10 protein-coding genes are annotated in these 10687 nt (G+C 68.7%); 2 read left to right on the top strand and 8 right to left on the bottom strand.

The annotated features are described in order from the left end of the window. Positions 1–56 precede the first annotated feature (56 nt). From P2Q00_RS32000 to thyX, 3 genes are all read right to left on the bottom strand, one after another. Complete coding sequence (locus P2Q00_RS32000; RefSeq protein ID WP_275776840.1) at positions 57–1742, bottom strand: ribonuclease J; 1686 nt, start codon at positions 1740–1742, stop codon at positions 57–59. 141 nt (positions 1743–1883) lie between these two features. Further along, a complete protein-coding gene (gene dapA / locus P2Q00_RS31995) occupies positions 1884–2783 on the bottom strand; it encodes a 4-hydroxy-tetrahydrodipicolinate synthase (RefSeq protein WP_275776838.1) in 900 nt (299 codons plus the stop codon). A gap of 211 nt (positions 2784–2994) precedes the next feature. Beyond that, positions 2995–3735 (bottom strand): FAD-dependent thymidylate synthase, encoded by a 741-nt coding sequence (thyX, locus tag P2Q00_RS31990; protein ID WP_275776835.1) that lies wholly within the window; start codon positions 3733–3735, stop codon positions 2995–2997. Positions 3736–3937: 202 nt separating this feature from the next. Between thyX and P2Q00_RS31985 the strand changes: the two genes are divergently transcribed. Then, positions 3938–4174, top strand: coding sequence for a hypothetical protein (locus P2Q00_RS31985; RefSeq protein ID WP_275776833.1), 237 nt, complete (start codon positions 3938–3940; stop codon positions 4172–4174). A gap of 91 nt (positions 4175–4265) precedes the next feature. Then, complete coding sequence (locus P2Q00_RS31980) at positions 4266–4820, top strand: SCO5741 family PH domain-containing membrane protein (RefSeq protein WP_275776832.1); 555 nt, start codon at positions 4266–4268, stop codon at positions 4818–4820. Between the two features lie 88 nt (positions 4821–4908). On the opposite strand, the gene P2Q00_RS31975 is transcribed toward P2Q00_RS31980, so the two are convergent. The 5 genes from P2Q00_RS31975 to rpsO form a co-directional block, all read right to left on the bottom strand. Beyond that, positions 4909–5361, bottom strand: coding sequence for a tetratricopeptide repeat protein (locus P2Q00_RS31975; RefSeq protein ID WP_275776831.1), 453 nt, complete (start codon positions 5359–5361; stop codon positions 4909–4911). A gap of 8 nt (positions 5362–5369) precedes the next feature. Beyond that, positions 5370–6122: a 4-hydroxy-tetrahydrodipicolinate reductase gene (gene dapB, locus P2Q00_RS31970; protein ID WP_275776829.1), complete on the bottom strand. Its 753-nt coding sequence runs from the start codon at positions 6120–6122 to the stop codon at positions 5370–5372. A gap of 43 nt (positions 6123–6165) precedes the next feature. Beyond that, entirely contained in the window at positions 6166–7545 is a 1380-nt protein-coding gene (locus P2Q00_RS31965; protein ID WP_275776827.1) for a M16 family metallopeptidase, read from the bottom strand. Next, entirely contained in the window at positions 7542–9758 is a 2217-nt protein-coding gene (locus tag P2Q00_RS31960) for a polyribonucleotide nucleotidyltransferase (protein ID WP_275776826.1), read from the bottom strand. The genes P2Q00_RS31965 and P2Q00_RS31960 overlap by 4 nt, the downstream gene beginning before the upstream one ends. Positions 9759–10098: 340 nt before the next feature. Then, positions 10099–10386 carry a 30S ribosomal protein S15 gene (gene rpsO / locus P2Q00_RS31955; protein WP_067301615.1) on the bottom strand — a complete coding sequence of 96 codons (288 nt, stop codon included), beginning with the start codon at positions 10384–10386 and terminating at the stop codon, positions 10099–10101. Between the last annotated feature and the right edge of the window lie 301 nt (positions 10387–10687).

Below are 10687 nucleotides of genomic sequence, written 5' to 3'. Positions count from 1 at the left end.
CGCCCCCCCCCCCCCCCCCCGCTCCAGGTTCATGCGTACGAGGGGACGTACGCCGGTCAGACCTCCACCACGACCGGGAGGATCATTGGCCTGCGCCGATAGGTGTCGGAGACCCACTTGCCGAGGGTTCGGCGGATGAGTTGCTGCAGTTGGTGCGGCTCCACCACTCCGTCCTGAGCCGAGCGCTCGAGTACCTCGGTGATCTTCGGGATCACATCGCCGAAGGCCGAGTCCTCGATGCCTGAGCCACGGGCCTGGATGTGCGGGCCGCCCGTGATCTTGCCGGTGGAGGAGTCCACGACGACGAAGACCGAGATGATGCCCTCGTCGCCAAGGATCTTGCGGTCCTTCAGCGCCGGCTCGCCGACGTCGCCGACCGAGAGCCCGTCGACGTAGACGTAACCCGCCTGGACCTTGCCCGAGATCTTTGCCTTGCCCTCGACGAGGTCGACGACCACGCCGTCCTCGGCGATGACGATGCGGTCGTGCGGGACGCCGGTCATGGCGCCCAGTTCGGCGTTGGCCCGTAGGTGGCGCCATTCGCCGTGGACCGGCATCAGGTTCTTCGGGCGGCAGATGTTGTAGAAGTACAGGAGCTCGCCCGCGGACGCGTGACCCGAGACGTGGACCTTCGCATTGCCCTTGTGGACCACGTTCGCGCCCCAGCGGGTCAGGCCGTTGATCACGCGGTAGACCGCGTTCTCGTTGCCGGGGATCAGCGACGACGCCAGGATCACCGTGTCGCCGTCGACGATGCGGATCTGATGGTCGCGGTTGGCCATGCGGGACAGGGCCGCCATGGGTTCGCCCTGAGAGCCTGTGCAGACCAGGACGACCTCGCTGTCGGGGAGGTCGTCCAGTGTCTTCACGTCGACGACCAGGCCCGGCGGGACCTTCAGGTAGCCCAGGTCCCGTGCGATGCCCATGTTGCGGACCATCGAACGGCCGACGAAGGCGACCCGGCGGCCGTACTCATGAGCCGCGTCCAGGATCTGCTGGATGCGGTGGACGTGGCTCGCGAAGCTCGCCACGATGATCCGCTTGCGGGCGCTCGCGAAGACCTGGCGCAGGACGTTGGAGATGTCGCGCTCGGGCGGGACGAAGCCGGGCACCTCCGCGTTCGTCGAATCGGCGAGGAGGAGGTCGATGCCCTCTTCGCTCAGTCGTGCGAACGCGTGGAGGTCCGTCAGGCGACCGTCCAGCGGGAGCTGGTCCATCTTGAAGTCGCCGGTGTGGACCGCCATGCCGGCCGGTGTGCGGATGGCCACCGCGAGGGCATCCGGGATGGAGTGGTTGACCGCGACGAACTCGCAGTCGAAGGGGCCGACACGTTCGCGGTTCCCCTCCGCCACCTCAAGGGTGTACGGGCGGATGCGGTGCTCCTGGAGCTTCGCCTCGATGAGGGCGAGGGTCAGCTTGGAGCCGATCAGCGGGATGTCCGGCTTCTCGCGCAGGAGGTAGGGGACGCCGCCGATGTGGTCCTCGTGGCCGTGCGTGAGCACGATGCCCTCGATGTCGTCGAGGCGGTCCCGTACGGACGAGAAGTCCGGCAGGATCAGGTCGATTCCGGGCTGCTCCTCCTCGGGGAAGAGCACGCCGCAGTCGACGATGAGAAGACGGCCGCCGTACTCGAAGACCGTCATGTTTCGGCCGATCTCGCCGAGACCGCCGAGCGGGGTGACCCGTAGGCCGCCTTCGGGAAGCGGCGGGGGCGGGCCGAGTTCAGGATGCGGATGACTCAAAAGACTCTCCTCACCACACGCGCCACGTACCGGTGGGCACGTGGCGCGCGTGACGTTCGTGCATGAGCAGTTGTCGTTGTGGGGTGCGGGCACCGGTGGCCCGCCTATTCAGTTGTGAAGCCTGTGGTGCCAAGTCTGGTGTCAGAGCTGTACCCCGCCTGCAGCAAGATCGATCTTGAGCTGAGCGATCTCTTCGGGCGTGCACTCCACCATGGGTGCGCGCAGGGGTCCCGCGGGCAGGCCCTGGAGGGCGAGGGCGGCCTTCGTCGTCATGACGCCCTGGGTACGGAACATGCCCGTGTAGACCGGGAGCAACTTCTGGTGGATCTCGGTGGCCTTCTGTACGTCGCCGGAGACGAACGCCTCGACGAGGGCGCGCAGGTCCGGAGTGACCACATGGCCGACGACCGACACGAAGCCGACCGCGCCCACGGAGAGCAGCGGCAGGTTCAGCATGTCGTCGCCGGAGTACCAGGCGAGCCCGGAGCGGGCGATGGCCCAGCTCGCGCGGCCGAGGTCGCCCTTGGCGTCCTTGTTGGCAACGATTCGCGGGTGCTCGGCGAGCCGGACCAGCGTCTCGGTGTTGATGGGGACGCCGCTGCGCCCCGGGATGTCGTAGAGCATGACCGGCAGCTCGGCGGCGTCGGCGACCGCCGTGAAGTGCCGGTACAGGCCCTCCTGCGGGGGCTTGTTGTAGTACGGCGTGACGATCAGGAGGCCGTGTGCGCCCACCTTCTCGGCGGCCTGGGCCAGCTCGATGCTGTGGTGGGTGTCGTTCGTGCCGACGCCGGCCACGACGTGGGCACGGTCGCCGACCGCCTCCAGTACGGCTCGTACGAGATCCGATTTCTCCGCGTCGCTGGTGGTGGGGGACTCGCCGGTGGTGCCGTTGATGATCAGGCCGTCGTTGCCTGCGTCCACCAGATGGGTGGCAAGCCGCTGCGCGCCGTCGAGGTCGAGTGCGCCGTCCGCCGTGAAGGGCGTGACCATGGCGGTGAGGACCCGCCCGAAGGGGGTCTGCGGAGTGGAGGTCGGAGCCATGGGTAACACGCTACTCGCTGCTCAATGCGTGGTCTGCCCTTGGGGTGCGGGATAAGTCCGGACAAATGCGGAGCCCGGTACTGCCTGCTCGGGGGTTCAAGCAGTACCGGGTCCGTTTGATCAGGCTAGATGAACTTCTCCAAATGCCGCAATACGGACACTTCGCGAGGCTGCCCCGTACATCTGTGCCCGGTTGGGGAACGAGGGTGCGCTACGGCGCCACCCGGCCGTTCGCGTTGAAGGCGGCGTAGGTGAGCGGCATGAGCTTGGCCCACTCGGTCTCCATCTTCTCGCCGACCATCTCGATCTCCCGCTGCGGGAAGGACGGGACCTTCGCCAGCTCGTGCTGGGTGCGCAGGCCGAGGAAGTGCATCAGTGAGCGGGCGTTGCAGGTGGCGTACATCGAGGAGAACAGGCCGACCGGGAGGACCGCGCGGGCGACCTCGCGGGCGACGCCGGCGGCGAGCATCTCCTGGTAGGACTCGTACGCCTCGCGGTAGGAGTCCTCCATGACGCGGCCGACCAGCTCCTGCTGGGCCTGGGTGCCCTCCACGAACACGTACTTGCCGGGGCGGCCCTCCTGGACGAGCTTGCGGGACTCGTCGGGGACGTAGAAGACCGGGTGGAGCTCGCGGTACCGGCCCGATTCCTCGTTGTACGACCAGCCGACGCGGTGCCGCATGAACTCGCGGAAGACGAAGATCGGGGCGCTGATGAAGAAGGTCATCGAGTTGTGCTCGAAGGGGCTGCCGTGCCGGTCCCGCATCAGGTAGTTGATCAGGCCCTTGGAACGCTCCGGGTCCTTGCCCATCTCGTCCAGGGACTGCTCGCCGATGGTCGAGACGCGGGCGGCGAACAGCACGTCGGCGTCGGACGCGGTGTGCTTGACCAGTTCGACGGTGACGTCACCGCGGAAGCTGGGTTTGAGGTCGTCGGCGGGGGTGTCGGTCACGGCTCGGAGGGTCCTTCCATCACTTCTCTCGGGCGGCGCCCACTCTACGGCCCGGCACTGACAACGGGGCGTTCGGTGCCGGGACGCGACATACGTCGGCGAATTTCTGTGAATTCGGTGAAACCGGGCACCTTTGGGGGCACTCGACCGTCTGTGTTGGTGACAGTGATTCGTTCGATCCCCGAGGGGAGACGCACCACCCATGTTCCGTCGGCGCGAGCCCGTTCCGTTCGCCTTTGTCGCCGAAGCCGACAGGTTCCGCAGCAATGTCGCACCCCCGCCCCGTGACCGGGCGTCCGCCGGTCAGATAGCCGGGCGCTGGCTGCTCGGACTCACCATCGTCGCCGGGCTGGTGGGTTCCCTGGTCCTCGGGATGCCCGCACTGTCCTCGGGCACCGATACGCCGGCTCAGCAGTCACAGGCCTCCCAGGGGCACTGACTCCATCCGGACCCCCACGGGTGGTGAGCAGGCACATAGGCAGATAGCCTCACCGGGCACAGCCCATGCATGGATTGAGTGAGGACCAGCCGTGCCCCTGCCCTTCCTGACGGCCGACCGTGCCCATGAGACGGCGGACGATGCCGCGCTGCCGTTCGACGACCGCGACCGCTGGCGGCGGCCCTACCGTCCCGGGCCGTGGCGCGTGGGTGTGGCGGCGCTCTGGCTGCTGCTCGCCTCGTTCGTGCTGTTCGCTGCGGTCATCATCGCGTTCACCGCTACGGCTTCCGAAGCCGGCGTGGTGTTCGGTATCGCGCTGGCGGTCATAGCGGGTTCCCTCAGGCTGCTGCGCATGGGCGCCTGGGTGAGTGCGCGCGGGCTGCGTCAGGTGGGCTTCTTCGGGACGCGTACGACGCCGTGGGAGCGGGTCGCCGCCCTGCGGACGGTGCAGCAGCCGGTGCGCTGGCTCGGGCTGCCGCGCACGGTGCAGGGGCAGGCGCTGATCCTCGTACGCAGTGACCGTCCTGCGCAGGACGCGCCGGTGCTGCTGACCACGCACAACGCGGACTTCCTGGCGCGGGCCGGATCGTTCGACCGGGCGGCGGACACGATCGAGGCGTGGGCGGCGGAGAACAGGCGCGGCTGACCCGGCGCTCATACGAATACGAAGGGGCCGGTCCGCAGCGAGTGCGGGCCGGCCCCTTCGGCGTACGGCCGAAGTGTGGTCGCGGGCCTCAGGCCTCGACCGTTCTGCCTTCGTGCAGGGCGATGGCGCGTTGCATGGCCTTGCGGGCGCGTGGGGTGTCGCGGGCGTCGTGGTAGGCGACGGCGAGGCGGAACCAGCTGCGCCAGTCTTCGGGGGCCGCCTCGGTCTCGGCCTTGCGCTTGGCGAAGACCTCGTCGGCCGAGTCGCGGTCGATACGGCCGCCGGGCGTGCGCTTCAACTCGTCGACGGGCAGGCCGCCCTCGGCGTCGAGTTCGGCGGCGAGGGCGTTGGCCTTGCGGACGAACTGGGTGTTCTTCCACAGGAACCACAGGCCGATCACCGGCAGGATCAACACCGCCGCCCCGAAGGTGACGGTGAGGACCGTGCCGGACTGGATGAGCATGACGCCGCGGCTGCCGACCAGGACGAAGTAGAAGACCAGGACGGCGGCCGTTATGGCGTAGGAGAGCTTGGCTCGCATGGCGGGTGTCAGCCCAGGTCCAGGAAGTGTTCCAGGCCGAACGTCAGGCCCGGTGTCGTCACCACGCGGCGGGCGCCGAGCAGGATGCCCGGCATGAAGCTGCTGTGGTGGAGCGAGTCGTGCCGGACCGTCAGCGTCTCGCCCTCGCCGCCGAGCAGCACCTCCTGGTGGGCGAGGAGGCCGCGCAGGCGGACGGCGTGGACGGGGATCCCGTCGACGTTCGCGCCGCGGGCGCCGTCCAGCGCCGTCTCCGTGGCGTCCGGCGCCTGGGCCGTGCCTGCCGCACGCCGCGCCTCGGCGATGAGCTGGGCCGTGCGCGTGGCGGTGCCGGAGGGGGCGTCGACCTTCTTCGGGTGGTGCAGCTCGATGACCTCGACGGACTCGAAGTAGGGCGCGGCGATCTGCGCGAACTTCATGGTGAGGACGGCGCCGATGGAGAAGTTGGGGGCGATGAGGACGCCCGTCTCCGGGGACTCGGCGAGCCAGCCCCTGAGCTGCGTGAGGCGCTCGTCGGTCCAGCCCGTCGTGCCGACGACCGCGTGGATGCCGTGGCGCAGGCAGTACTCGAGGTTCTCCATCACCGAAGCGGGGGTGGTCAGTTCGACCGCGACCTGGGCGCCGGTCTCGGCGAGCGTCTCCAGCTTGTCGCCGCGGCCGAGGGCGGCCACCAGCTCCATGTCCTCGGCCGCCTCGACGGCCCGTACCGCCTCCGAACCGATACGGCCCTTCGCACCGAGGACCGCCACGCGCAGCTTGCTCATCTTCTTGCTTCCTTAAGGGGAGGACTTGCCCGAAGGGGCGGACCTACGCGACCGCTTCGTTCAGCCGCGACGCCTGCTTGTCCTTGAGCGGGCCGATGACCGACAGCGAGGGCCGCTGTCCCAGGATCTCGCGGGCGATCGAGCGGACGTCGTCCGGGGTGACCGAGGCTATCCGGGCCAGCATGTCGTCGACGGACATCTGCTCGCCCCAGCACAGCTCGCTCTTGCCGATACGGTTCATCAGCGCGCCCGTGTCCTCCAGGCCCAGGACCGTGGAGCCCCTCAGCTGGCCGATGGCGCGGCCGATCTCGTCGTCGGACAGGCCGTGCTCGGCGACGTGGTCGAGTTCGTCGCGGCAGATCTTGAGCACGTCGTGGACCTGCGAGGGCCTGCAGCCCGCGTACACGCCGAACAGGCCGCAGTCGGCGAAGCCCGAGGTGTACGAGTACACGCTGTACGCCAGGCCGCGCTTCTCGCGGACCTCCTGGAACAGGCGCGACGACATCCCGCCGCCGAGGGCCGTGTTCAGCACGCCGAGCGCCCAGCGGCGGTCGTCGGTGCGGGCGAGGCCCGGCATGCCGAGGACGACGTGGGCCTGTTCGGTCTTGCGGCCGAGCAGTTCGACGCGGCCCGCGGTGCGGATCGTACGGCTGCCGTCGCGCGGGGCGATGGGGGCCGCCTCGGCGTTCTTGAAGGCGCCCGCCTTCTCGAAGGCTGCGCGGACCTGTCGTACGACCTTGTTGTGGTCGATGTTGCCGGCGGCCGCGACGACCAGGTGGGTCGGGTCGTAGTGCTTCTTGTAGAAGCGGCGGATGCGGTCCGCGGTGAGGGCGTTGACCGTGTCGACCGTGCCGAGGACGGGGCGGCCGAGGGGGTTGTCGCCGAACATCGTGTGCGCGAACAGGTCGTGCACGCAGTCGCCCGGGTCGTCCTCGGTCATCGCGATCTCTTCGAGGATCGCGCCGCGCTCGACGTTGACGTCGTCTTCCAGGATCAGCGAGCCCGTGAGCATGTCGCAGACGACGTCGATGGCCAGCGGCAGGTCGGTGTCGAGCACGCGCGCGTAGTAGCACGTGTACTCCTTCGCCGTGAACGCGTTCATCTCGCCACCGACCGCGTCGAGGGCGGAGGAGATGTCCAGCGCACTACGACGGGTCGTGCCCTTGAAGAGGAGGTGCTCCAGGTAGTGCGTGGCGCCGTTCAGGGCCGGCGTCTCGTCGCGGGAGCCGACGTGGGCCCAGATGCCGAAGGTCGCGGAGCGGACCGAGGGCAGGGTCTCGGTGACGATGCGCAGGCCGCCCGGGAGGGTGGTCTTGCGGACCGTGCCGATGCCGCTTACGCCCTTGATGAGGGTTTGGGTACGGGCGACGGCCCGCGCCTCCGAGGAGGTGCGGGCCGTCGCCTTGAAGCCACGGGGCGTCACTTGTCGCCGTCGTCCTTCTTCTCGTCGCTTTCTTCGCCCTCGATGACCGGGATCAGGGAGAGCTTGCCGCGGGAGTCGATCTCGGCGATCTCGACCTGGACCTTCTGGCCCACGCCGACGACGTCCTCGACGTTCTCCACGCGCTTGCCGCCCGCGAGCTTGCGGATCTGCGAGATGTGCAGCAGACCGTCCTTGCCCGGGAGCAGCGACACGAACGCACCGAAGGTCGTCGTCTTCACGACGGTGCCCAGGTAGCGCTCGCCGACCTCCGGCATGGTCGGGTTGGCGATGCCGTTGATCGTGGCGCGGGCGGCCTCGGCGGCCGGGCCGTCGGCGGCACCGATGTAGATGGTGCCGTCGTCCTCGATCGTGATCTCGGCGCCGGTGTCCTCCTGGATCTGGTTGATCATCTTGCCCTTGGGGCCGATGACCTCACCGATCTTGTCCACGGGGATCTTGACCGTGATGATCCGCGGGGCGTTCGGGGACATCTCGTCCGGCGTGTCGATCGCTTCCATCATCACGTCGAGGATGTGGAGGCGGGCGTCACGGGCCTGCTTCAGGGCCGCGGCCAGGACGGAGGCCGGGATGCCGTCCAGCTTGGTGTCGAGCTGGAGGGCGGTCACGAACTCCTTCGTACCGGCGACCTTGAAGTCCATGTCGCCGAAGGCGTCCTCCGCACCGAGGATGTCGGTGAGGGTGACGTAGTGCGTCTCGCCGTCGATCTCCTGGGAGATCAGACCCATGGCGATACCGGCGACGGGGGCCTTCAGCGGCACACCGGCGTTCAGCAGCGACATGGTGGAGGCGCAGACCGAGCCCATGGACGTCGAGCCGTTCGAGCTCAGCGCCTCGGAGACCTGGCGGATCGCGTAGGGGAACTCCTCGCGCGTCGGCAGGACCGGGACCAGGGCGCGCTCGGCGAGGGCGCCGTGGCCGATCTCGCGGCGCTTCGGGGAGCCGACGCGGCCGGTCTCGCCGGTGGAGTACGGCGGGAAGTTGTAGTTGTGCATGTAGCGCTTGCGGGTCACCGGGGAGAGGGTGTCCAGCTGCTGCTCCATGCGGAGCATGTTGAGGGTGGTGACGCCCAGGATCTGGGTCTCGCCACGCTCGAACACCGCGGAACCGTGCACCCGCGGGATGGCCTCGACCTCGGCGGCGAGCGTACGGATGTCCGTGACGCCACGGCCGTCGATGCGCTTCTTCTCCTTGATCACGCGCTCGCGGACGAGCTGCTTGGTCAGGGAGCGGTACGCGGCGGAGATCTCCTTCTCGCGGCCCTCGAACTCCGGCAGGAGCTTCTCGGCGGCGAGCGCCTTGACGCGGTCCAGCTCGGACTCGCGCTCCTGCTTGCCCGCGATGGTCAGCGCGGAGGCGAGCTCCGGGCGGACGGCGGCGGAGAGCGCCTCCAGGACGTCGTCCTGGTAGTCGAGGAAGATCGGGAACTCGCCGGTCGGCTTGGCGGCCTTCGACGCGAGGTCGGCCTGGGCCTTGCAGAGCACCTTGATGAAGGGCTTCGCGGCTTCCAGACCGGCGGCGACGACCTCCTCGGTCGGCGCCTCGACGCCGCCCTTGACCAGCTGGATGGTCTTCTCGGTGGCCTCGGCCTCGACCATCATGATCGCGACGTCGCCGTCCTCCAGGGTGCGGCCCGCGACGACCATGTCGAAGACGGCGTCCTCGAGCTCGGAGTGCGTCGGGAAGGCCACCCACTGGCCGTTGATCAGCGCGACGCGGACGCCGCCGATCGGGCCGGAGAAGGGCAGACCGGCCAGCTGCGTGGACGCGGACGCGGCGTTGATCGCCACGACGTCGTACAGGTGGTCGGGGTTGAGCGCCATGATCGTGGCGACGACCTGGATCTCGTTGCGCAGGCCCTTCTTGAAGGACGGGCGCAGCGGGCGGTCGATCAGGCGACAGGTGAGGATCGCGTCCTCGGAGGGACGGCCCTCACGGCGGAAGAAGCTGCCGGGGATCTTACCGGCGGCGTACATCCGCTCCTCGACGTCCACCGTCAGGGGGAAGAAGTCGAGCTGGTCCTTGGGGTTCTTGGATGCGGTGGTGGCCGACAGCACCATGGTGTCGTCGTCCAGGTACGCAACGGCGGAGCCGGCGGCCTGCTTGGCCAGGCGGCCCGTCTCGAAGCGGATGGTGCGGGTGCCGAAGGAGCCGTTGTCGATAACGGCCTCGGCGTAGTGGGTCTCGTTCTCCACTAGCGTTTTCTCCTCGTCTTCGTCCCTCCTGCCCGTGTGGCAGGGGGACGGTTGCGGAGAAGCGCTCCGTGCGGTGCTGGCCGGTCTTCGATCGAAGCACCCGGGGCTCGCTTCCCCCCGGGGGCCACTACCGAGGACCGGCGGCGGCGAGGTAGCGCTTCTCCTCGTTCGTCTTGTGATGTCGACCTACCCCTCCGGGTACGGTCCATCACTCTGTGGTGTCGTACGTATTGCGTTGTGCTACCACACTACAAAGGGGCAGTGACACTCCGCACGTTTCCGTACGTACGGCAAAGGGAGCGGCCCCCGCACTCTCGGGAACCGCTCCCTTCACGGCGTCTTACTTGGCGCCCGCCGCACCACGGCGGATGCCCAGGCGGTCGACCAGCGTACGGAAGCGCTGGATGTCCTTCTTGGCGAGGTACTGCAGCAGGCGACGGCGCTGACCGACCAGGATCAGCAGACCACGGCGGGAGTGGTGGTCGTGCTTGTGGGTCTTGAGGTGCTCGGTCAGGTCCGAGATCCGGCGCGAAAGCATGGCGACCTGGACCTCGGGGGAGCCGGTGTCGCCCTCCTTCTGACCGAACTCGGTGATGATCTGCTTCTTCGTTGCGGCGTCGAGCGACACTCGTACTCCTCGTAGTCTTCAAAGATGCCACCGAGTGCCCCCGGTCTTTGTCTCGGGGGAGCTTCCGTTACTCGGAAGGCGGGGATCCGCTGGGCGCGGCCTCCAGGGCCGGCAGGTGAACCTGCGCGGGCTCCGGGGGTGCGTACACAAACGGCCGTCACACAGGGTACCAGCCAGTGGGGCGGCTGCTTCACGGCATTACTTCACGGCCGCCGACGGCCGCGCCCATGGCCTGGCAGGAGCCGGCCTTCCGGTGCAGGGGGCACGCAGACGCCCCACGCCCTGCGTGCAGGGGTGGGGC

This window comes from Streptomyces coacervatus (assembly GCF_029223485.1).
In the GTDB taxonomy this organism is placed as follows: Bacteria; Actinomycetota; Actinomycetes; order Streptomycetales; family Streptomycetaceae; genus Streptomyces; species Streptomyces coacervatus.
The sequence above is the reverse complement of the archived record's forward strand: the minus strand, read 5'-3'. Positions and strand labels throughout refer to the sequence as shown.